Annotated in this window: 24 protein-coding genes; 13 read left to right on the forward strand and 11 right to left on the reverse strand. The window is 63.1% G+C overall.

What is annotated here, in order from left to right; all coding sequences use genetic code 11:
* Positions 1-46 precede the first annotated feature (46 nt).
* The 8 genes from GQY20_RS30030 to GQY20_RS30065 all read right to left on the reverse strand — a co-directional run bounded on the left by GQY20_RS30030 (position 47) and on the right by GQY20_RS30065 (position 8287).
* On the reverse strand, positions 47-292 hold the full coding sequence (locus GQY20_RS30030) for a hypothetical protein (protein ID WP_157220863.1): 246 nt from the start codon (positions 290-292) through the stop codon (positions 47-49).
* Complete coding sequence (locus GQY20_RS30035) at positions 289-2211, reverse strand: chemotaxis protein CheA (protein ID WP_157220864.1); 1923 nt, start codon at positions 2209-2211, stop codon at positions 289-291. Before GQY20_RS30035 ends, GQY20_RS30030 begins: the two co-directional genes overlap by 4 nt.
* The gene (locus GQY20_RS30040) at positions 2211-3047 is read right to left on the reverse strand and encodes a CheR family methyltransferase (protein WP_157220865.1); all 837 of its coding nucleotides are present in this window, start codon (positions 3045-3047) and stop codon (positions 2211-2213) included. Before GQY20_RS30040 ends, GQY20_RS30035 begins: the two co-directional genes overlap by 1 nt.
* Positions 3044-4126, reverse strand: a complete 1083-nt coding sequence (gene cheB, locus GQY20_RS30045) for a chemotaxis-specific protein-glutamate methyltransferase CheB (protein ID WP_157220866.1) — start codon at positions 4124-4126, stop codon at positions 3044-3046. The genes GQY20_RS30040 and cheB overlap by 4 nt, the downstream gene beginning before the upstream one ends.
* Positions 4123-5490, reverse strand: a complete 1368-nt coding sequence (locus tag GQY20_RS30050) for a chemotaxis protein CheW (RefSeq protein WP_157220867.1) — start codon at positions 5488-5490, stop codon at positions 4123-4125. The genes cheB and GQY20_RS30050 overlap by 4 nt, the downstream gene beginning before the upstream one ends.
* Positions 5487-7403 (reverse strand): methyl-accepting chemotaxis protein, encoded by a 1917-nt coding sequence (locus GQY20_RS30055; RefSeq protein ID WP_157220868.1) that lies wholly within the window; start codon positions 7401-7403, stop codon positions 5487-5489. The genes GQY20_RS30050 and GQY20_RS30055 overlap by 4 nt, the downstream gene beginning before the upstream one ends.
* Positions 7404-7790: 387 nt before the next feature.
* Positions 7791-8018: a hypothetical protein gene (locus GQY20_RS30060; protein WP_157220869.1), complete on the reverse strand. Its 228-nt coding sequence runs from the start codon at positions 8016-8018 to the stop codon at positions 7791-7793.
* Complete coding sequence (locus tag GQY20_RS30065; protein WP_157220870.1) at positions 8015-8287, reverse strand: hypothetical protein; 273 nt, start codon at positions 8285-8287, stop codon at positions 8015-8017. Before GQY20_RS30065 ends, GQY20_RS30060 begins: the two co-directional genes overlap by 4 nt.
* A 427-nt stretch (positions 8288-8714) precedes the next feature.
* Here GQY20_RS30065 and GQY20_RS30070 point away from each other — a divergent pair, with 427 nt between their 5' ends.
* Positions 8715-8954 (forward strand): hypothetical protein, encoded by a 240-nt coding sequence (locus GQY20_RS30070; RefSeq protein WP_157220871.1) that lies wholly within the window; start codon positions 8715-8717, stop codon positions 8952-8954.
* A gap of 35 nt (positions 8955-8989) precedes the next feature.
* Here GQY20_RS30070 and GQY20_RS30075 read toward each other — a convergent pair whose 3' ends face one another.
* A complete protein-coding gene (locus GQY20_RS30075; protein WP_157220872.1) occupies positions 8990-9778 on the reverse strand; it encodes an SDR family oxidoreductase in 789 nt (262 codons plus the stop codon).
* 286 nt (positions 9779-10064) lie between these two features.
* Here GQY20_RS30075 and GQY20_RS30080 point away from each other — a divergent pair, with 286 nt between their 5' ends.
* Positions 10065-10247 carry a hypothetical protein gene (locus GQY20_RS30080; protein ID WP_157220873.1) on the forward strand — a complete coding sequence of 61 codons (183 nt, stop codon included), beginning with the start codon at positions 10065-10067 and terminating at the stop codon, positions 10245-10247.
* Positions 10248-10415: 168 nt separating this feature from the next.
* On the opposite strand, the gene GQY20_RS30085 is transcribed toward GQY20_RS30080, so the two are convergent.
* Positions 10416-12692: an FdhF/YdeP family oxidoreductase gene (locus GQY20_RS30085; RefSeq protein ID WP_157220874.1), complete on the reverse strand. Its 2277-nt coding sequence runs from the start codon at positions 12690-12692 to the stop codon at positions 10416-10418.
* Between the two features lie 192 nt (positions 12693-12884).
* Here GQY20_RS30085 and GQY20_RS30090 point away from each other — a divergent pair, with 192 nt between their 5' ends.
* The 8 genes from GQY20_RS30090 to GQY20_RS30125 all read left to right on the forward strand — a co-directional run bounded on the left by GQY20_RS30090 (position 12885) and on the right by GQY20_RS30125 (position 18873).
* Positions 12885-13316, forward strand: a complete 432-nt coding sequence (locus tag GQY20_RS30090; protein ID WP_157220875.1) for a c-type cytochrome — start codon at positions 12885-12887, stop codon at positions 13314-13316.
* Positions 13313-14320: a cytochrome c oxidase subunit II gene (coxB, locus tag GQY20_RS30095; RefSeq protein ID WP_157220876.1), complete on the forward strand. Its 1008-nt coding sequence runs from the start codon at positions 13313-13315 to the stop codon at positions 14318-14320. The genes GQY20_RS30090 and coxB overlap by 4 nt, the downstream gene beginning before the upstream one ends.
* Entirely contained in the window at positions 14317-16218 is a 1902-nt protein-coding gene (locus GQY20_RS30100) for a cbb3-type cytochrome c oxidase subunit I (protein WP_157220877.1), read from the forward strand. Before coxB ends, GQY20_RS30100 begins: the two co-directional genes overlap by 4 nt.
* Complete coding sequence (locus GQY20_RS30105; RefSeq protein ID WP_157220878.1) at positions 16215-16832, forward strand: cytochrome c oxidase subunit 3; 618 nt, start codon at positions 16215-16217, stop codon at positions 16830-16832. Before GQY20_RS30100 ends, GQY20_RS30105 begins: the two co-directional genes overlap by 4 nt.
* Complete coding sequence (locus tag GQY20_RS30110; RefSeq protein WP_157220879.1) at positions 16829-17152, forward strand: hypothetical protein; 324 nt, start codon at positions 16829-16831, stop codon at positions 17150-17152. Before GQY20_RS30105 ends, GQY20_RS30110 begins: the two co-directional genes overlap by 4 nt.
* Positions 17140-18057, forward strand: a complete 918-nt coding sequence (locus GQY20_RS30115; RefSeq protein WP_157220880.1) for a cytochrome c oxidase assembly protein — start codon at positions 17140-17142, stop codon at positions 18055-18057. The genes GQY20_RS30110 and GQY20_RS30115 overlap by 13 nt, the downstream gene beginning before the upstream one ends.
* Entirely contained in the window at positions 18047-18454 is a 408-nt protein-coding gene (locus tag GQY20_RS30120) for a c-type cytochrome (RefSeq protein ID WP_198351303.1), read from the forward strand. The genes GQY20_RS30115 and GQY20_RS30120 overlap by 11 nt, the downstream gene beginning before the upstream one ends.
* A 101-nt stretch (positions 18455-18555) precedes the next feature.
* Positions 18556-18873 carry a hypothetical protein gene (locus tag GQY20_RS30125; protein WP_157220882.1) on the forward strand — a complete coding sequence of 106 codons (318 nt, stop codon included), beginning with the start codon at positions 18556-18558 and terminating at the stop codon, positions 18871-18873.
* Between the two features lie 122 nt (positions 18874-18995).
* Here GQY20_RS30125 and GQY20_RS30130 read toward each other — a convergent pair whose 3' ends face one another.
* On the reverse strand, positions 18996-19748 hold the full coding sequence (locus GQY20_RS30130; RefSeq protein ID WP_198351304.1) for a DUF72 domain-containing protein: 753 nt from the start codon (positions 19746-19748) through the stop codon (positions 18996-18998).
* 302 nt (positions 19749-20050) lie between these two features.
* Here GQY20_RS30130 and GQY20_RS30135 point away from each other — a divergent pair, with 302 nt between their 5' ends.
* The 3 genes from GQY20_RS30135 to GQY20_RS30145 all read left to right on the forward strand — a co-directional run bounded on the left by GQY20_RS30135 (position 20051) and on the right by GQY20_RS30145 (position 21556).
* Complete coding sequence (locus GQY20_RS30135; protein ID WP_157220883.1) at positions 20051-20299, forward strand: hypothetical protein; 249 nt, start codon at positions 20051-20053, stop codon at positions 20297-20299.
* A 340-nt stretch (positions 20300-20639) separates the two neighbouring features.
* The gene (locus tag GQY20_RS30140) at positions 20640-20942 is read left to right on the forward strand and encodes a hypothetical protein (protein WP_157220884.1); all 303 of its coding nucleotides are present in this window, start codon (positions 20640-20642) and stop codon (positions 20940-20942) included.
* Between the two features lie 74 nt (positions 20943-21016).
* Complete coding sequence (locus GQY20_RS30145; protein WP_157220910.1) at positions 21017-21556, forward strand: ClpP family protease; 540 nt, start codon at positions 21017-21019, stop codon at positions 21554-21556.
* Positions 21557-21561 lie beyond the last annotated feature (5 nt).

Below are 21561 nucleotides of genomic sequence, written 5' to 3' on the forward strand. Positions count from 1 at the left end.
CTCCACCCAGCTATAGAACGGGGCGGCTCGGCCCGATATTCCATTATCATTGATCCAAGTGAAACAGTGCAGGAAGCAGCATATCACGCAGGAAGGCATCGCGTGGCGCCGCGACAACCGGCGGCTTGGCTGCTGCCAATAGCTGCGCTACGGCCATGTGTAACCGCGTCGCGGCGGACAGATCCACGCCGGAGCCGGGATTTTCCAGAAGCGCAACCAGCAGCATTTCGGCCTCTTCGACCGGACAATGGCCGGCAATCATGATGACCCCGTCCCGAATTGCGATGCTCATGCCAAAAGCTCCGGAAGATCAAGGACGATCAGGACGCTACCGTCGGCGAGCACGCTGGTGCCCCCGACCGCCGGCACGGAGGCGAGCAAGCCGGATCGTGCGCGCACCATCGCGTCGATACGCTCGCCGAGCGCGCGGACGCGTAGCGCCACCGACTCTCCGGTTACTTCGGTCACGACAAGGCGTGCGATGTCGGACGTCTCGCCAGGCTGGCCGAGCAGCTGTGCCAGGTCCATGACCGGAAGCACACGGTCGCGGATCATACAGACTTGCCCCTGACCTACCATGGTGATGGCATCCGCATCGATGCGCGTCGTCTCGACGATTTGATCCAGCCGCAGGCCGTAGGTTGTACCACCCGACACGACGGTCAGCAGCCGTGTCGTGATGGCATTGACCGGCAGGCTGATGTGGAAGCGTGTGCCGGCGCCCGGTTCGGAATGGATGTCGATCGTCCCCTGGAGGCGCTCGATCGCGCGCAAGACCGCATCCATCCCGACGCCGCGCCCAGAAACGGTGGACACCTCCGCCGCCGTAGAGAAACCAGGCAGGAAGATCAGACGTTGCGCCTGGACGTCGCTCAGCGTCAGCGCAGCATCCGCCTCGATCAGTGCCTTTTCGACCGCACCTGCACGAACGAGCGTGGGATCGATGCCGCGACCGTCATCGCTCATCGTCGCGATCAGGCGGTCGCCCTCGATCGCGATCTGCAATGCGACTTGTGCCTTGGCCGACTTGCCTGCTGCGATGCGTGCCTCCGGAGTTTCGACGCCGTGGTCGATCGCGTTGCGAAGCAGATGCAGGAGCGGTTCGAACAGCATGTCCGCAATCTGCTTGTCGGCGCGGACGCTGTCGCCAACGAGGCTGAATCCGATATCCTTGCCGAGCGACTCGGCAAGCTCACGCGCAAGACGCGGCATGCGGCGCAATGTCGGTGCCAGCGAAACCCGCCGGATCGCCGAGATCGAATGGCTGAGCGCGGAGCTTGCCTGTTCGATCGCCGCCTCGGCGCGACGCAGATCCTGCGCCAGTGAAGAATCGATGGCGTCAGCGCGAGCCGCCAGCGTTTTGAGCCCGCTGCGAGCGACGGTCAACTCGCCGGCCTGCCTTGCCAGACGATCGAGGCTGTTGCTGTCGACGCGAAGGGTGGTCTCGGCGCCGAAATCCATCAGCCGTTGCGGCGCGTGTGCGCTGCTTCCGAGCGGCGCGATCACAATCTGATCGGGGACGAGGCGGAAGGCGGCCTGGACGGCTTCGATGCCAGCGCCGCTCAGTCCGTCGATCGAGACGATGCAGCGAAACGGATCTATGGTTTCAAGCGATGGCCAGTCGGTGTTTGGCACGATGGCGACCGCGATCAGCTCGGGCACGGCGGCAATCAGGCTGAGTGGATCGTCGCCACGGAAGAAGCAGTCGGAATCGGGCGTATAGCGGAACGCTGTCGTGGCATCCGCCAGCCTGTTCCGCAGCATGGCGCGCGCGCGCAGCTGTACGAGCCATGCCGGATCCTCCTCCTCCTCGCGCTTTGGCAAATGGACGACAGCCTCGGCGCTCGACAGCGCCTGGCTCAGCTGTTCACCGAGACCGGCGGCCCCATCGGGCAAGCCTCCCGCCTCGAGGGCATCGATCCAGCGATCGACCTGATCGATCGTCGCGACCAGTGCTGCATGCAGCTCGGGATCGGTCGACATTCCCGATCTCCGTACCCCGACAAGGCGCGTCTCGGCGGCGTGCAGCACGGTTTCGGCCGGGGCCATGTCGAACAGGGCAACCGAGCCCTTGAGGGTGTGGGTAGCCCGGAACAGGGAGTCGACGGCTGCCGTGTCGCCCGGGTTCAGCGCCAGCACGTCGAGCGCACGATGCGCCTCGACGATCAGGTCGCGACCTTCCAGCAAAAATTGTTCGAGCAGTTCGTCCATCAGTCGCGACGATAGACTATGGCGTCGTCTAGGCGAACAAAGGTGAAGCGCGGATCGATCCGCGCCATCGACTCGCTATGGCCCAGGCAGAGATAGCCGCCGGGATCAAGTGCGTCGAACAAGTTGGCTGCCGCCGCCGTCCGGGCGGGCTCGTCGAAGTAGATGAGCAGATTGCGGCAGAAGATGACATCGAACTTGCCTGCGGTCCCGACCGAGCGCGAATCGATCAGGTTAATTTGGGTGAAGGTCACCGATTGCCGTAGATCCTCGATTATCCGGAATTCATGATTGTGTTCCGGCTCGAAATAAGCTTGGCGTGCGGCATCCGGCAGACGGGCCAGTGCGCGTTGGCCATAGCGCCCCTCCCGCGCGGCGGCGAGTGCATCTGTATCGATGTCCGAGCCGACAATCTCGACATGATATGCATCGACCATCGGCCAATTGTCTAGCAGCCAGAGCGCGATCGAATAACCCTCTTCACCGGTAGAGCAGGGTAGCGACCAGATACGGATGCGATCGCCGGGGCGCCTCCGGGATGCAATCTCCGGTAGGATATCCTTGGAGAGGGCGGCGAGCTGGTGATCCTCGCGGTAGAAGTAGGTCTCGTTGATGGTGACGGCGTTGATCAGCGCCTGACGTTCGGCCGCGTCAGCGAGCAGCCGCGTGAAATAGGCACAGGGATCGGCGCTTCCCGAGCGCCGCATGCGTTCGCGGAGGCGACGTTCGAGATAATAGCCTCTTTTTTCGCCGAACGTCATGCCGGTCCAGTGCTGCAGCAACTCGCTCAGCCGCTCGAGCTCATCGCCGCTCAGGGGATGTGGACGGACCTCCGTCACCCCAGCGCCAGACCGACGAGATAGGGCGCGATGTCGTCCAGCGGCAGCACGCAATCCGCACCGTCGCTCGCGACGAGAGCGCCAGGCATTCCCCAGACCACCGCGCTGTCCTCGTCCTGAGCTACCACATGCCCTCCTTGTGCGCGGACCTGCGCCAGCGCTTGCGCGCCATCCGTGCCCATGCCGGTCATCAGCACGCCAACCAGCCGCTCGGGCCCGAGCACATCGGCCGCGCTCGTGACGAGACGTTCGACGCTGGGGTGCCAGAGGTAGTTTCCCGGCGGGGCCGGCATGACCATGGGCGCAGAGCCCCGCTTCGAAACGATCAGATCCGCGTCGCCGCGCCCGACATAGATATGGCCTGGGGTCAGGACTGCAGGAGCGGTCACTTCCGAGACCGGCAAAGCGCAACCGCGATCGAGCCGGCGCGCGAGCGGACCGGTGAAGCTTGCCGGCATGTGCTGGGCGATGAGGACTGGCCAGGGAAAGTCGTGCGGTAGCGTGCCGAGCAGCCTGTCGAGCGCCGGCGGGCCGCCGGTCGATACGCCGATGACGACCGCGCCGATATCGACGAGGCGGCGCCCGCTTCGTCTCCGAAGAGATTTTGCGACGGGCTTCGGCGCTGCGAATTTTCGTTGACCGGCCTGCAGTCGCACGCGCTCGGTGAGCCGTTTCGTTCTCGGCAGGCGGGCATGCGAGGCCGCCCGGACTTTTGCGATGAGGACATCGGTGATGTCGTCCATGCCGAGCGAAATCGGTCCGCGCGGCTTGGCGATGAAATCCACCGCGCCGAGCGCGAGCGCCTCGAGCGTCTCGGTAGCCCCTTCCTCGGTGAGCGCAGAGACCATCACGACCGGACAGGGATGCTCGACCATGATGCGATCGAGACAGTCTAGCCCGTCCATGCCTGGCATATGAATGTCGAGGGTGATGACGTCGGGCAAAAAGACCGAGAGCTGCTGGAGCGCCTCTGCCGCCGACCGGGCAACCGCCACTTCGAAATCACCGGCGTCCGAGAAGATGCCGGCCAGTAATTTGCGCATCAATGGTGAATCGTCGACGATGAGCAGCCGGGTCATGTGCGTAGCGTGGCTCTGCTGGCCATAGCGGCGATCAGGTCCGCGGAAATCTGGTCGAACAGCTGGTCAGCGGAAAGAACCGGTGTGGGCTGGGAGCCGTCGTCGAGCGCGAGGAGGTTGCTGATCGGCGGCGCGCGGTCGCCGCCCAGTGGGGCGGCTACCATCGAGCCGGGCGCAACCCGCACGACGCTTTCCACGGATCCGACCAGCAGCGCTGTCTCGCCGCCCCTTATGGTCACGATCAGCAGCCTTCCGTTCTGTAGCGCGGTCGGCGGTGCTCCGTGGTGGGCGGCAAGATCCACGACGGGCAGCGCCATACCGCGATAGCTCGCGATGCCGCGCAGAAAGCGTGGCATATTGTGGATGCGAGTGATCGTTGCAGGGCAGCGCGCAACTTCCTGGACCGCGCCGAGTGGAATTGCGTAACGTCTTCCAGAAACCGAAAAGAAAAGCAGTGTCACCTGTGCGGCGACTTCCGCTTTTGCCGTCTCGCAAGCGGTCGATTCTGCGGCCGGCCGCGTGACCAGATTGGGATCCAGCAGTTGCTTGGCCGAGAGTACGGCAATCAGCCGGCCTGCGGCTTCAGGCCGGACGATCGCCTGGATCGGCGCTTCGCCCTGCTGGCCTCGCAGCAACGCGACCGGCACCGGGGCCACGCGGCTCATCGGCGGACGAGCGATCGCCGCGATTCGATCGACGCTCAGACCGATCGCTTGGTTTGCTGCCCGGACAATGACGATCCGCGTGGTGTGTCGCGTCGCGTCGTCCATGCCGAGCAAGGTGGCAGCAGAGAATATCGGCAACTGTGCTTCGCGCCACGACATCGTACCGACGGTGGCTGCATCGCCGCCAGGAACGCGCGCGATGGCATGCGGCATCGGTGCGACGCCGAGCACGTCCTCGAGCGGTAATGCGAACAGCTGATCGCCGATCGCGAACACCAGAAGATCGAGCCGTGCATCGCCTCTCGCGATATTGTGGTTTGTAACGGTGCGCCGCGTGATGCTGTGTTCGTCGCGCAGTGGAAAGGCGGTATCGAACAGATCGGCAACATTCGGAACGGTGCGGCCTTCGCCGTCGGACACGATGCCTTCGATGCTATCGACCGCGAGTGCCGTGGGGCGGGTACCGTTCAGAAGGATGATCTGCCGCATCTCGCGCGGCTCGTCGCCGAGCAAAGCCGCAAGAGACACCACCGCAACCGCTTCACCGCGGATATTGCCGATGCCGAGAAGGGACGGTGGCGCCAGGGGTACGCGGGTCAGCTGTGGCAGCCTGCCCACCTCGCGTACCTCACTCGCCGGCACGCCGAGCCGTTTTCCTCCCGAGCGAAAGGCAAGCAGGGACACACCGGACACACTCATTCGCGCTGCTGGCCGGCAAGCGCGGTCGCGAGCGCCGCGATATCCTCGATAGCGGCGGCCAAGTCCTCGGCTCCCTGTGCCTGCTGGCGTGCCGCCGCGCCTCCTTCGCGCGCCGCGCCGGCGGCAAGCTCGGCGGCGATGGCGATCTGGTCGCAGCCGCTCTTCACTTCGCGCGCGGCGCGAAGCGCGATGTCCGCCCCCTCGAGAATTGTTTCATTTGCGGCGGCGGTCTCGCGCAGGCGAGTGATCATGACATCGAACCGCTCGATCATCGCGTTGTTGCGTCCCGTCTCAGCCTCCCCGGCTGCGGCGATCAGGTCGAGATCGCGCCGGACCTCACCGAGCTGATCCTGGATTGCACGCACCACGTCCTTGGTTTCGTCCGCACTCGTTGCCCCCGCGCGTGCGAGTTTGCGGATGTCGGCAGTGACCGTGGCGAAGCCGATGCCGGCCTCGCCGGCCCGTGTTGCTTCCACCGTGCCGCTCACAGCCAGCATGTTGGTCTGCAAAGCGACCAGGGCGAGCCCGTCAGCAATTTTCTCGATCCGCCTCGTGGTGTCTCCGATGGCGACGAGGGTCACGAGCGCTTCACGGGTATCGTCAATCGTGCTCGCCACGCCGGCGACAAGCCTTGCGATGCCGGTCTTGCTTTCCGCGGCTGTTTCGACGAGGGCGCCGATCCGCTCGGATGCGGCGCGCGCGCGTGCCTCGGCGATGCCAGCACTTTTTTCGATCTGCGCCATGGCAGCGCCCGCCTGGAGTGTCGCTGCGCTCTGCACTTGCGCGCCTCTGGCGATCTGCTCTACGGCAACCAGGATCTCCCCGGAGGCGCCGGAAAGTTCCTGGACAGTGGCAGACAATTGTTCGGCGGCAGCAGCGATCTCTTCGACTGCGCTCACAGTATTTCCCGAGCCGAGTGCTGCGGCCAGGGTGCCGAGTGCCTCGGCGGTCTGCTGGCTCTGGTCGAGCGAGACGGCCTGCTGACTTACGGCCTGCTGCGCTTCGGCGGCGGCGGCGGACTGTTCTTCCGCGGCGGACGCTATCTGCTCGGCTCCTTTCTCAGCCTCGGTCACCGCTGCCTCGGCCTCCAGCGCCGCTGCCGCAATCTCCTGCGCTCCGGCCGTCAGCTGATCCAGCTCGAGACGAGCTGACTGCAGCTGTGCCGCGATCTCTGCACCGCTGCCCGCCTCGGCTTGGGCACGCTCGGCGGCGATCCTGATAGCCCGGCCCACGCCACCGATCTCGTCCACGATCCGCCCGGCAAGCTCCTGAATATCTCGAGCGCTGATTTCCGCGCTCTCGGCGAGCTCGCGAACTTCGTCGGCGACGATCGCGAACCCTTTGCCGCCTTCCCCCGCGCGCGCCGCCTCGATCGATGCGTTGAGCGCCAGGATGCTCGTTTGTTCAGACAGGTCCCCAACCCTGATACCGACCGCAGTGATTCCGCTGGCGGCCGCTTGAAGTTTCTCGGCGATGGCGAGCGAGCCGAGCTGACGTTTCGCATTGAGCGTGATCGCCTCCACCGACGAGACGATCTGCGTGGCCGCGTCGCCAAATCCGCCCTGAAGCAGTTCAGTCTGGCGCAGTGATGCCGCGGCCCGCTCGCTCGCCTCGCGGAAGCCGCTGCGTAGATTACCGATCAGGCCGAGCGATTCCTGCGCTGCTCCGGCGGCTTCTTCGGCCCCGCTCGCGATCTGGTCGACTGCGCGTTGCAGTTCCCCCGCTGCCGCCGCCGCCTCGCCCAGACCGCCGGCCAGTTCCTGCGTCGCCTGGTCAAGGCGCTCGACCGCATTTGCGGGACGCTTGCGCCGGGATCCACGCGCGGTCGGTGAGCCAGACGGGGTTGCGATGTCGGTGACCGAGCGCGTTCCGGCGCCACGGGCGCCCAGCGCAGCTTTCTTGACCAGAGGCATCGGGGAACTTTCTGCCGCGCGAAGAATGATTTCAACCGAATAGGCGAGTTGGCCAGCCAGCGCCAGTTTCGTTGCGAGGGCATTGCGACAGAGATGCTTGCTTGCGGATCGTCAGGCTTTCATGCGGGCGAGCGCCTTCAGATCGACAATGCACCGTCAGCGTTGTTCGATCCCAATCCCGGCGGTCATGCTAGGAAATCGGTCAGAGTCTGTTTGGAAATGCACCGTCGCCGATGCCGCCTCGAAATGCGCGCTTCCGCGCATTTCCAAACAGACTCCCAGCCAAACGATATGCAGTTTGGGCACGCTTTTGCGCTGGCGACGCTCTCTGGCGCGAGTGCGAGGTCCGACCGGACCTGCCCACGACCGGCTTAAGGGGCAACCAGCCTAGGTATCGCTGCGCGGCTCATCATTCCGGCCGGGGTGCCGCTTGATGAGCCCGCCGGCCCATTCGATCTCGCCAGCGTCCGGAGCATCCCAACGCTCCTGCGCTTGATCGCCACGCGGCAGATCCTGACCCGGTGTTTCGATCTGCGGGCTTTCGTCCTCGCCATCGGAAGGCGGTGCGACCCCTTCCTCATGCAGTTCCTTCGTGCACATTGTGGCCTCGCTCATCGATCGGATGCAGGTTTGCGTGCGGATTGGAGACCGTTCACATCCTCTTCTCCGAGTTGACCGCTGCCGTGATATGCGATCTCGGTCTGGCCGCCATGATCCATGAAATCACCGGGCGACGTTTTAGGCTTTTTACCGCGATGGGGATTGGGGTATGCGCCGCCGCCACTTTCGCCACGCGAATCGCGGCCGGACGGTTTCGAGCTTACGCCGTCGCCATGGACCACTTTTCCGCCGCGGCTTGCTTGAACGGGATATTTGTCGGCCATTGCCTGCTCCGAAGGTTGTTCAGAGGAAAATGCCCGCGCGGGCATGCCGTTCCTGCGCGTGCCGCCTCGATGGGGAGTCAGCCAACCTCGATCTGCGTAGACCAACATAAGTTGAAGGCGGCGCCGGCCTGCCGCTGCGATATTATGTGCTAGGCGGGCGGATATGACGATCGCGCGCCGAGCCGTTAAGTCGCTGGCGGTGAACCATAGCCGCGAGCGGCACATCCATGCTTAAAAGGAAAAAGCCGGTTGGCGGCTCGAGCGCTGAGCACGACGATGCGGGCATAGCGGTCGCATCGGAGACGACCTGCCCATTCGCCGGCCCGTTCGTGCGGCCGAGCGCCTGGAGTACAACTTAAGTGATTGTGAATGAACCGTGCGTTCCTGAACTATTCGGACGGGGGCGTCATGGTCGAGGAATGCTGTCATGACCCAGATTGAAACGAGCCAGCAGCGCGCCGGTGGGCCTGAGCGGGAACGTCGCCAGGACGGCGGTGGCAGTCGCACACCGCCACCCGGCAGCGAAACCGAGCGCGGAAATGTCGAGCCGCGCGTCGACGCGCCGCATGCGGCCGAGGAGATATGGTCGCCCGAGAAGGGTACGCGCAAGATTTCGGGGGCGGACGCCGCCGAAAACGGCGACGAGAATGCCGGACCCGATCGCTGACGATCCCGTTCGCGCGGCTTGCCGCGCGTGTGTGATCATGGATGAGGAAGTCTCGTCTCGACCCTTATCAGGGAAATGGCGCTGCGTCGTGGCTGAGTCAGCATGAAGTGGACGGCCACCGCGATATCCTCGGCACGCAGCATCTTATGCTGGCGAATCAATTCCCGCTGCTTGTCAGGCGGGAACTCCGGATATTGGAAATCGGCCCCGGTGAAGCCGGGCTCGACGAGACCGACCTTGATATCCTGTTCTCCGACTTCCTTGCGAAGAGCTTGAGAGAAGCCTTCGATACCACTCTTGGCTGCCACATAGACGGATGACCCCGCTGAGCGCGAGACGGCGGACATCGATCCGATCAGCACCAGATCGCTGCCAGCGCCCATGCGCCGCACGGCGGCGTGCGCGGAGGCGATATAAGCGGTGAAATCGGTAGCGATCTGGTAATGGAGCTCCTCCTCGTCGGTGCCTGCCAGATCGTCGGCGGGGATGGCCGCATTGATGATGGCGACATCGATGCCGCCGAGATAATCGTCGGCAGCCTCGAAGAAGCGATGCCTTTCAGCATCTTTCGCAAGATCGACGCTGATTCCGTCGCCTTCGCCGACCTCGCGAATGCGGGCGAGCGCATCGGCGAGATGTTCCGGCGTCCTGCCGCAGACGAATAGCTTGGCGCCGTAGCTGGCGAGCAGGACCGATATTGCACGGCCTATGCCCGTCGTGCCGCCGGTGACGATAATGCGCCTGCCGGACAGACTGGACTGCGCGGTGTGAGCGTCGGAAAGATTTGCATTCCGTCTTTTGTCGATGGTTCCGTCACTTTGCATCAAATATCTCTCTTATTTAAAAACAGCAAATGTGAGTGGCGACCGCACACAGCCAGAAGCACAGGGCGCCTGTGTTCTGCGAACGTCGGCCGCTCTATCAACGATATTGAAATGGGATCTGGCTAACGGCGTGCCGGAGGTCCGAAAAAATTCGATCGATCTATTAAAATAGATCAATCCAATATGATCCATGATTATCGAAGCTGTGACCTATGCAACTTTGTGATTTTAAGGTTTGCAACCGCACCCATGACCGGTCTGCTGGTCTCGCTCGAGAGTGACGCTCGTGAAAACTGCATATGTTCTTACCGCGTTGAATGTCTATGCGTTTGCCGCCGGGCCCCGCTCGCTCATCATGAAAACCGCTGCTTCACCCGTGCATCTTGCCGTTGCGCCGGCGAAGCTGGATCCCGCGCCGCCAAGGGGATTGAAGGCGATCATCTCCACATCAGGCAGCAGCGGGCACTGACTTGCGCAAGAATTATGCTGCAAGCGGTGTCACGTCTTCGCTCAAGCTGCGGCGGCCGAGATCGCACCTGTCGCGCAGCACCATATCGAGATGCTGTGCGATCTGACCGGCATATGGCGCTAGCGCGCGGTGATCGAGGCCGCTCGTTCTGCAAGAATGCAGCGCCCTTTATACGATGATACGGACGGGCACGGCCTTGGCTGCGGGCGTCTTGGAAAGCTGATCGTGATACCAGAGCGGGATCAACGGATTGAGTTCAGGATAATAGCCGGCCACGCAGCCACGGGGAAGCAGGAAGGGCGTTACAGCGAGGCCGTCCACTCGCCGGTCGACTCCATCCCCCGCATCGCTTGCAAGCGCCACGATCTGGCCTTCGGTCAGACCGGCGGCAGCGACGTCCTCGGGATTCATCAACAGCACGTCGCGGGTCTCCTCGATGCCGCGCAACCGATCCGAATAGCCATAGATAGTGGTATTGAACTGGTCGTTCGAGCGCAGCGTGATCAGCCGCCAGCGGTCGTTTTTGTCCTCGAAGCCGAGTGCGTTGAGCATCTTGGGCACGGTGAACAGCGCCTTCTTGCTTTCGGTTTTCCAGATGCGTTCCCTGGCCGGATTGCCGCGATAGAAACCGCCGGGTGTGAAAACGCGCTGATTGAAATCGGCGAATTCATCCGGATAGGTCCATTGGATCGCATCCCGAATCTTGGCGTAATCGGCAACCCATTCGTCCCACGGTACTTTCGGATTGGGCGCCAGGGTGGCCTTGGCAAGCCCCGCCACGATCGCGACCTCGGATTTCAGATCCGCGCTAGCCGGTTTGTTCTTGCCGAAAGAACCGTGAATGCAGCTTAGGCTGTCTTCCATCGTCACCGTCTGCGGCCCGCTCTCCTGCATATCCTCCTCGGATCGGCCGAGACAGGGCAGCAGATAGGCGATCTCGCCGTTGATCAGATGGCTGCGGTTGAGCTTTGTCGCGATCTGTACGGTCAGGCGCATTCGTTGCCATGCCGCCTCCATCCGCTCGCGTTCGGGGATGGCGCGGACGAAATTGCCGCCAAGGCCGATAAAGGCTCTCACCTCGCCGGAAAGGATCTTCTCACAACTCTCGACCGTGTTCATTCCCTTCTCGCGTGGCGGTTCGAATTGGAACTGCTCTGCGAGCCGATCGAGCGGCACGAGCTCCGGCTTCTCGCTGATGCCGACGGTGCGCTGGCCCTGAACATTGGAGTGGCCGCGAACGGGCGAGATGCCGGTCCCGTCACGACCCACATTGCCCTTGAGCAGCATCAGATTCGTGAGCATCGCGAGTGTGTCGGATCCGTGAAAATGCTGGGTGAGGCCCATCCCGTACATTGCAATCGTGCGGTGTGCTGAGATGTAGATGTCGGCCGCCTGTTCGATGTCGCCTCGGGAAAGTGCGCTCTCCCGTTCGATCTCATCCCAACCGATTGCCTCGACTTTCATTCGCATCGCTTCGAAACCGGTCGTGTGCTGCTCTATGAAGTCGACGTCGATGACGTGCTGTTTCTGCTCCGCCCAGCGTTGTGCCTCGACTGCGAGGACATGCTTGATCATGCCGAGTATCGCTGCGATGTCGCCGCCTGCCTTTACCTGCAGATAAAGCTGCGAGATGAGCGTTTTCTTGCCCGTCAGCATCTCCGCCGGATTTTGCGGATTTTTGAATTCCTCGAGCCCTTTTTCCCGAACCGGATTGAAGGTCACGATCTTGCAGCCGCGACCGACTGCTTCCTGTAGCGGGTGCAGCAGGCGCGGACTGTTCGAGCCTGTATTCTGGCCAAAGAAGAAGATTGCATCGCATAGCTCGAAATCCGACAGCACGCACGTGCCGACGGGGGATCCGATCACCTTCTTGAGGCCGACCGAAGTGGTCTCGTGGCACATATTCGAGCTGTCGGGCAGATTGTTGTGGCCGTACATCCGGGCGAACAACGCATAGAGATAGGCGGTTTCGAGGCTGGCCCGCCCGGACGCGTAAAATACCGTACTTGCGGGAGCAAGGGCTTTAAGCTCCGCACCGATCGCCTCGAACGCTTCCTCCCAGGAACAGGGCAGATAGGAGTCGCTCGCCCGGTCATAGCGCATCGGATGCGTCAGTCGTCCCTGTTGTTCCAGGTCATGATCGCGCCAGTCCCTGAGTTCGCTGACGGTGTGCTCGGCGAAGAAGGCAGGGGTGCAGCGCCGCGTCGTCAGCTCCCAGAGCGTGGCCTTTGCACCGTTTTCGCAGAATTCGAACATATGGGGCTGTTTCGGCTTGGTCCATGCGCAGGATACGCACATGAAGCCCTTCACCTTATTCTGTCGCTCGAGCGTGCGCAGCACGGCCGGTGTGGGCCGCTCCATCCCTGCGATGCGGGCCATGCCTTTTACCGAGCCCCAGCCGCCGGCGGTGCCCTTATAATGCACCGTGTCCTCTTCGTCGGCCATCGTCTTCTCCTTCGAGGCTTAGACTAGCGGCCCAAAAGATTGCAGCCGCTAACGGATGTTAAGGGGCGAAGCGAATGTGCACGCTATGCCTCGGCGATCAGCGCAGGCTGCGAGAGGATGGCCGAACCGATGGAAAGACATTGGCTGCAGATGCCATGTCGTCATATCCTGCTCGCGTGCATGCTGTTCTCCATGCCAACGCTTCCCGCCTGCAGCAGAGAAAGTCGCAGCCTCGGGCCTGGGCAGCCTCAGACCCCGCCGTCCGGCTTCGCGGATCCGCGCATCACCTATTTCGAGGACAATCTCTACCAAACCGCGCAAGGCGGCCGATATTTCAGCTGGTATGGCTGCGCCGCCTGTCATGGCACTGAGGCCCGTGGTGAGCGCGACCTGATCGCCGTTCAGCTTCGACATTCGCCGTCATTCGTCGACGTCTATGCTTCCATCGCGCATCATCGGGGCGTCTCGTTTGGCCATGACGGCATGATCCCGACCGAGCAGCTCTGGCAGCTCGCCGCCTATGTACGCTCGCTCAGGGCGCTCAAACGCGAACAGCGCCGTCGCCAGGATCTCGATCAAGCCGGCGAGCCGCAGGCGATGAGTTGGTCTGGCACCGTACGATGACGCAGAAAGGCCACCTTGCCTTCCTGCTCCCGCTCGCTTCGTGTGCTGGCGCGCAAACGCCGCTTGCGCCGGCCGGAGACCAGGCGGCCGGCCAATATTCGCTGCTGTTGCTGATGCTGTGGGTGTGCGGCATTCTCTATATGCTCGTACTCGGCTTTCTGGCCATGGGCCTCTGGCGGTTGCGGCGCGGAGCGCCGGCCGGCAACGAGCCGACGCTGGAAACGCCGTCCGATGCGGTGCTGGGCAAGACGCTCTGGATATGGGCGGCGATCATCGTCGTGGGCCTCTTGCTCCTCGCCGGCGCAAGTTTCCTGCTCGAGCGTCGTCTCGCCGCGGCCGAGGCGCGGGAGGCGCTTCTGGTCCGTGTCAGCGGTCATCAATGGTGGTGGCGAATCGCCTATCGCGATCCGCGCAACGGCAGCTGGATCGAGACGGCCAACGAGCTTCATCTCCCGGTCGGCACCACGGCGCGGATCGAACTCGGATCGGCGGACGTGATCCATAGCTTCTGGGTGCCGAACGTGGCGGGCAAGATGGACGTCATTCCTGGCCGGGCCAATGCGATCGACGTCACGCCCCGCCGGATCGGATGGTTTCGCGGGCAATGCGCCGAATTCTGCGGTTTGCAACATGCGAAGATGGCCTTCGACGTGAAGGTGGAGACGCCGGCGCAATTTGCCGGATGGCTCGCTTTGCAGGCCAGGCCTGCGCCCGCGCCCGAAGATGCCGCTGCTCTCCGCGGCATGGAGATCGTCACTCGCGGCGCATGCGCGATGTGCCACAGCGTGCGCGGCACGTCCGCACGCGGCAGGCCCGGCCCCGATCTCACCCATGTCGCATCCCGGCGCATGATCGCTGCGGGAACGCTGGCGATGAATCGCGGTAATCTACAGGGCTGGATCGCACAGCCGCAGGCACTGAAGCCCGGCACGCTGATGCTGCCGGTCACGCTGGAGCCGCGTGACGCTAACGCCGTCGCGCAGTATCTTGGCCAGCTGAAATGACGGCGACGGCAGCGGGCCCGGGGGATAGCCGCGCTGCCCAATTGCGGCAGACCTGGCGCGACCCGCCGGGTCTTTGGGGTTTCCTGACCACCGTGGATCACAAGCGCATCGCTGCGCGCTATATCGTCACGACGCTCTTCCTGCTCTTCCTCGCCGGCATGCTGGCGATGGACATGCGCCTGCAGCTCAGCGCGCCGGGTCTCCACCGGATGGACCCGCAACTCTATAATGAAAGCTTTTCGCTGCACGGCTCGACCATGCTGTTCCTGGTGTCGGTGCCAGTCATGGAGGCGATGGCCCTATGGCTCGTGCCACTCATGCTCGGGCAGCGGAACATGGCCTTTCCAAGGCTCGCTGCCTTCTCCTACTGGCTTTATCTGGGCGGGGTGCTCATGCTCTGGCTGCCGCACGCTGTGAACATCACGCCGGATCTTGGCTGGTTCGAATATCCGCCACTTTCGGGCCCGGCTTATTCGCCCGGGCACCGCGCCGACATCTGGGCGCAGATGATCACCTTCACCGAGGTCGCGGCACTGGCTGCCTCGGTGAACGTCGCGATGACCATCCTGAAGCTCCGTCCCCCGGGCATGACGCTTGCAAAGATGCCGCTGTTCCTCTGGGCAATGCTGGTCGCATCGCTGATGACCATCTTCGCGCTACCGGCGGTGATGCTTGCCACCTCGATGCTGATCGCCGACCGGTTGGTGTCGACACATTTCTTCTCGCCTTCCGGCGGCGGGGACGCGCTGCTGTTCCAGCATCTGTTCTGGTTCTTCGGCCATCCCGAAGTCTACATCATCTTCGTGCCTGCGGTTGGCTTCGTGTCGGCTATCGTCGAGACCTTCGCGCGGCGGCCGATCTTCGGCTATGCGGCGATGGTGCTGTCAGTGCTGGCGATCGGCATCCTCGCTTTCGGCCTATGGGTGCATCACATGTTCGCGGTCGGCCTGCCGCGGCTGGGCAACGACTTCTACACCGCGGCGAGCATGACGATCGCCTTGCCGGCGGGCATCCAGATCTTTTGCTGGATAGCGACGATTTGGGGCGGGCGGCCCCGTCTGGCGACACCGATGCTGTGGGTGATCGGCTTCATCATCACCTTCGTCATCGGCGGTCTATCGGGTGTCATGACCGCATCGGCGCCGCTCGACCTGCAGTTGACCGACACCTATTTCATCGTCGCGCATTTCCATTATGTGCTGGTCGGCGGCGCGATTTTCCCGCTGCTCGGCGCCTTCTGCTACTGGTATCCGAAGGCTACCGGCAGGCTGATGTCCGAAAAGCTCGGCACCCTGGCTTTCGCGTTGATCGTGGGCGGTTTCAATCTCGGTTTTTTCCCGATGCACATCCTCGGCCTGTGGGGCATGCCGCGGCGGGTCTATACCTATCCGGCCGGCATGGGGTGGGGGACGCTCAATCTTGTCGCGACCATCGGCTCGGCCGTCGCGGTCGTCGGCGGTCTGGTCTTCGTCGCCAACGCTTTGTGGAGCTTTTGGTATGGACGCCGAGTTGGCGCCGACCCGTGGGGCGGGCCGACGCTCGAATGGGCGGCGCGCTCGCCCCCGCCGCCGCATAATTTCGATCTGGTGCTTTGCGTCGACAGTCTGACGCCGCTCTGGAAAAAGGAGCTGACGGCGTTCGACGGGCTTGCACTCGACCGGCGCGAAATGCTCGTCACGACGGTGATGGAAGCCGAACCGATCTACCGCCAGAACAGCGTCGGCCCCTCGATCTGGCCGTTGATGTCGGCCCTTGCCGTAACCCTGTTGTTCGTCGGCAGCATTTTCACGCCCTGGGCGCTCGTCTGGGGTGCGGTGCCGGTCGCGATCGCGCTGACATTCTGGTTCTGGCCGACGCGCGCACGCGCTAGCACCGGCCCGCTCGGGAGACGCCGTTGAGTTCCCCCGAAAGCCCCAGGATCATCGGCAGCCTCGCGGATCTGCCGGACAGCGCCCGCGGTGCCGCGCACCTCGTCTGGTGGGGCAATCTCGGCTTCATGCTGATCGAGGGTACCGGCTTCGTTCTGGCGGTCGGTTGCTATCTCTTCCTGTCGAGCGCAAGCGCAGCCTGGCCACCGGCCGGCGATCCGCTGCCTTCCTTATGGTGGAGCAGCATTTTCACGCTTGCTCTGATCGCGAGCGAAATTCCCAACCTCTGGGTGAAGCGCCGGAGCGGAGAACATGACGCCGCCGCGGTGCGGCTGGGCGTGCTGGCTATGACGGCAATAGGCCTGATTCTGCTCTTTCTGCGCGCCTGCGAAATCGCCGCGTTGCAGCCGAGCTGGCACCAGGATGCCTATGCCTCGGTGATGTGGATGTTGGTGATCCTGCATAGCAGCCACATAGTGACCGACTGGGGCGACACCCTCGTGCAGGCGCTATGGCTCCATACCCATCAGATCGGCGATGACCAGTTTGCGGATGTCGAGGACAATTGCAACTATTGGACATTCGTCGTCGTGGCCTGGCTGCCGCTCTACGCCGTCATCTACTGGCTTCCGAGATTCGCATGACTTCTGAGAGCGGCCGGATATGGGTGGCTCTGCTGCTTCCGCCTGCGGCCTGGTATGGACAGCAGCAAGCCTTGGCCGGGCCGCTGCGGCTCAATTGCCATCTGATCGCAGGCTGGCCGGCGTTGCTGTGGGGTTTGGCCAGTCTGCTGGCGTGTGCATTCTCCGCTTGGCTGGCAGCGTCGCGCTCGCGCGGCAGCGGGGCGGAGGTCGGCGTCGCCACCGGCATGGCGCGTATTGCCATGCTCGGTGCTGGCCTGTTCGGGCTGGCGATCATGTTCAGCTCGATCGCCGCTGCGCTGGTGCCGGCATGCGCGCGCTGATCAGGATCATGATCTGCGCGCCGCTGCTATCCGCAGCGCCGGCAATGGCACATGTCGAGGCGTCGGCCGATGAGGCGGCGCCGGGATGGACCCTGGATCCCTGGATCACGCTTCCGCTCCTCACCGCCGTCCTGTTGTTCGCGATCGGCTGGAAGCGATTGTCGGTGCGCTCCGGCCGAAGCAAGTCATGGCGCGGACATGCGTTTTTGCATGTGCTGGGTCTCGCCACGATGGCCATTGCCCTGGTGTCGCCGCTCCACGAAGCCGGCGAGCGCTCTTTCGCGCTGCACATGACCGAACATGAGCTCATCATGCTTGTCGCCGCACCGCTTCTCGTCGTGGGCGAGCCGCTCGCTCTCTATCTCTGGGCCTTTCCGCTTCCCCTGCGCCGCGCCATCGGCCGCCTCGGCTCGGCAAGGCCTGTGGTGCTGCTCCGGCGGCAACTCTGCGAGCCGGTGACCGCGACGCTGCTTCAGGCGGCGGCCTTGTGGCTCTGGCATGCCCCGCTGCTGTTCGATCGCGCCCTCGCCAGACCCTCCTGGCACATTGCCCAGCACCTCAGCTTCCTGGTGACGGCGCTGCTGTTCTGGTCAGCAATTCTGGGCCGGCGCGGAAGTGGCTCGCGCCTGTCCGCGCACCGTGCCGTCGCCGTGCTTTGCCTGTTCGCGACCTCGGTGGTGTCCGGTGCGCTCGGCGCGCTCATGGCCCTGTCGCAAAGTCCCTGGTATAGCGGCTATGCGGCTCTGGGCATGGCACCCTTTGGGTTGACGCCCGCACAGGACCAGCAAATCGCGGGTCTGCTAATGTGGGTGCCGGGCGGACTGGTGCATGCCGGCGCGGCGCTGCTGCTTGTCCGCACGATCCTCAGGCAGCAATCCGCAGCGGAGGCTGCCGATGCCGTCTAGCATGCGCCTCCTAGTCCTCTTCATCCTCTTGTCGGGCCTGATCGCGGCGGTCGCCATACCGGTGGTAAAGTGGCAGGATAAAAATCAGGCCGAAATTACCGCCCGGCAGCTTACCGGTGGCTCGGTTCGCGCCGGCAAGGCGGCATTTGGCCGCTATGGTTGCGGCTCATGTCACCTGATAAGCGGCATGTCCGGCGCGGACGGGCAGGTCGGCCCGTCGCTGGACCGGGTCGCAACCCGCGCTGAACTTGCCGGACACCTTGCCAACGTGCCGGCCAATATGGAGCGCTGGATCCAGCATCCGCAGCTGGTTGCGCCAGGCAATGGCATGCCCGAGACCGGCGTATCGGATCCGGACGCTAAGGACATCGCCGCCTATCTTTACACCCTGCGATAGCCGAGAGTCGTTGCAGTCGACGCGCAGAGCGTTCCCTCGACGGAGCATTTATATGGGGTGGATCGTTGGTGCGTTTCCAAAGATCGATCAAGGAATGCATCATGTTCAAGAAAAGGCTGGCAATCGCCATGATCGCCGCGGCGACTGTGATGCCGATGACTCTCGCGACTTCGGCTGATGCGCGAGACAAGCACCATCACACTTATCGTGGTCAGGACGGCCAATACCGTCATTATCGTTGCAAGAAAAGCAGCGGCACGACCGGGTTGATCGCAGGCGGCGCGGGCGGTGCCTTGGCAGGCAATGCGCTGGGCGGCGGGACGCTTGGAACGGTCGCCGGCGGAGTGGGGGGAGCGCTGTTAGGCAAGCATCTCGACAAAAAACACGATGCCGCGCAGAATCGGCGCAACGGCTGCTGAGCGCTGCTGCCATCGCCAAGGGCGTATTCAACCGCAGAGCCTATCATGGTTGGACTGCGAGGGTTCTTCCGCGCCAATCCGCGTGGCATGACGATCCGAATGGGATCTTCTTCACAGGATCGTCATGCCATGAGGGCCGCAAGATCGAGCGCGTTGGCGAGGGCCGCTCCTTCCGCTGTATTGTCGAAGACTACCCAGCATTCTGCCTCATCCTGAAGTCTTAGTTCGGCAGCCATGTTGGCTAGGGTGGTGGCAGAGTAGCTCGAGCGATAGGTGCGAGGGCTTCCGTGCAAGCGGAAATAGCTTATTCCCGTCCAACCGCCGGGACGGGCGGCGGTGGCGCAGACCGGCGGATCCGCGGCAACTCGCGCGATGCGCCTGTCTGCCAGAAAGGCATCCACCTGCGGCGTAAACCATGACGGGTGGCGTGGCTCGCACACCACATCCGTTGCAAACATTCGGATGAGAAGGGCAAAGAAACGATCCACGGATTCGGCAGCGAACGCCAGGCTGGGCGGTAGCTGCACCAGCAGCGGCCCGAGGCGTTGACCGAGGCACGCGATGCCTGCGGCGAATGGTCCAAGAAGCGCTTCGCAGCCGACCAGCCGGTGCTCGTGCGTAATCGACCTGGGGAGCTTTACGGAGAAACGGAAATCCACCGGCACACTCTCCGCCCATCGCGCATAGGTCGATGCGCGATGGGGTCGATAGAAGCTGCTGTTGATCTCGACCGCGTTCAGACTGAGGGCATAGCGCTCGAGGATGCTGCCCTGCTCGGCGAAATGACCGCGTAACGCCCGGGGAATGGCCCAGCCTGCGGTGCCGATGCGCATCGGCGTGGTGGCCCGCGGAAGGACATCGTCGGCATCTTTCATTTGCTGTGAGTCTCCGGGAAGACAATCGATGGCAGTTCTGACTCGTTCCCTTCGAGGATTGCTCGACGGCGTGCCGCGATGTCTCCCGTGAGGAGCAGATATCGACCAGAGGATGCTCGATATATCGATGCCACATGCATGCCAGCGCCGCCAAGACGGAACGGGCATGACGGGCAGAGCGTTGCCGGCTGCGAGATGCCGATCGCAGAAATCCAGGAACATCACGTGCAGGAACAAAAGTGCCGGGATGTGTTCGTCGGAACGGGCATCGGTGAAACGGGCGCTATTGAAAGGAATATAGGATGGACGTCTCCGTTACCCCCGTGGTCGAACGCATCGCGAGAGTGCTCGCCGCACAGCGTCTCAGCAATAACGCCGGCGGGAAGGAGCCTTCTGCGGCGCCCGATGTCGATGAGGCTTGGCCCGATTATCGCAACGATGCCGTCGCCGTTCTCAAGACTCTACGTGAACCCGATGAACCCATGGCACGAGCCGGAGACGTGGCGATCTGGGAAAAGATGATCGCAGCGGCTCTGAGCGGCCATCTGTAATTGTTGTCCGGAGCAGATGGGAAACAGGCCGCCTCCCGCTTCGGTCTTTGGAGTGAGGGACCATGAGCGGCTCGCGGTCGTGCTCCCCTTGAAGCGCTGAGAGCCTTTTGGGAAACGCTCGGAAAACGCCCATTTCACGCGATGATCGACCTCCGCCATCTTTCCAGCGATGCGGCGCAGCCTGAACCTTGGATGATTCCGCCCGATCCCGGTTCGGATTCATCAGATATAACGCCGGGAAACCGGAGGCTGATGCTCCGGATTGTACCGGCACTCAACGTCACCGCTCGCCATATCGCGTTTTCGAGCCGCCCCTTGTTTCGGCGTGATTTGTCCGATCATGGCGAAACCGAAACGAGCGCTGAACGTTTCGCGGGTTATGATCAATATGCATTCTTTTTTGGTGCGTGGCGCGCGATCAGGCGAAACTGCCGTTGTCAGCGCGGAACGCTTTCGCGCCGTTTCCGCGTATGATGTTGGATGCGGCAGCGCCGTCGTGGATTGCGTCGATGCGCTGCGGGCCGGGATGGCCGAACTGGCGCGCGGGAGCGGTTCTGCTGAGCGTGCTGCCGGGATAGATGCCGATGCTTTCGACAAGCTGGGGCAGCCAGCGCAGACCGTCGCGAGCGCATTGCGACCGTAGATGCCATTTACGAACAGCGCGGGGGAGGGATCGTGAGCCTGCCATCACTAGAAGCAAAGGATTTTGCGGATCCGATGATCCTGCTTTCGGGCCCGGTCGACTATGCGATGTACAATGCATTTCGCGAAAAGCTCGAAACGGCCCTAGAATCCATGCCCGGCGGGGGTGTCCTCAGCATAGAGCTTTCGACGCTCGGCGGCGATCCCGAGGTCGCGCGGATGATGGGTGAGGACATTCGTTTCCACAGTGATCTGGTTCCCGAACGGCGGATAGTGCTGCTGGGCAAGGCGGCGCTCTATTCGGCGGGGACGACGTTCATGAGTTTTTTTGCCCGCGACAATCGTTATCTCACGCGCGGCACCCGGCTGATGATTCATGAGCGCAAACTTTCAAAGAATCTGGAGATTCATGGCCCCCTGACCAGCTGCATCGCTACGGTGGAAGCGACCCTCAACGAGATCCGCAGTTCTATCGCGATTCAGAATGAAGGCTTCGAGAATCTGGTGCGGGGCAGCAGCGTGACGATGGATGAGGTGCTCCGCAAAGCATCCAGCAACTGGTATATTGAGGCTGACGAAGCATTTGCGCTGGGCCTCGTCGCGGGTGTGCTCTGAGCAAC

The sequence above is a fragment of the Flavisphingomonas formosensis genome (assembly GCF_009755815.1).
Lineage (GTDB): Bacteria > Pseudomonadota > Alphaproteobacteria > Sphingomonadales > Sphingomonadaceae > Flavisphingomonas > Flavisphingomonas formosensis.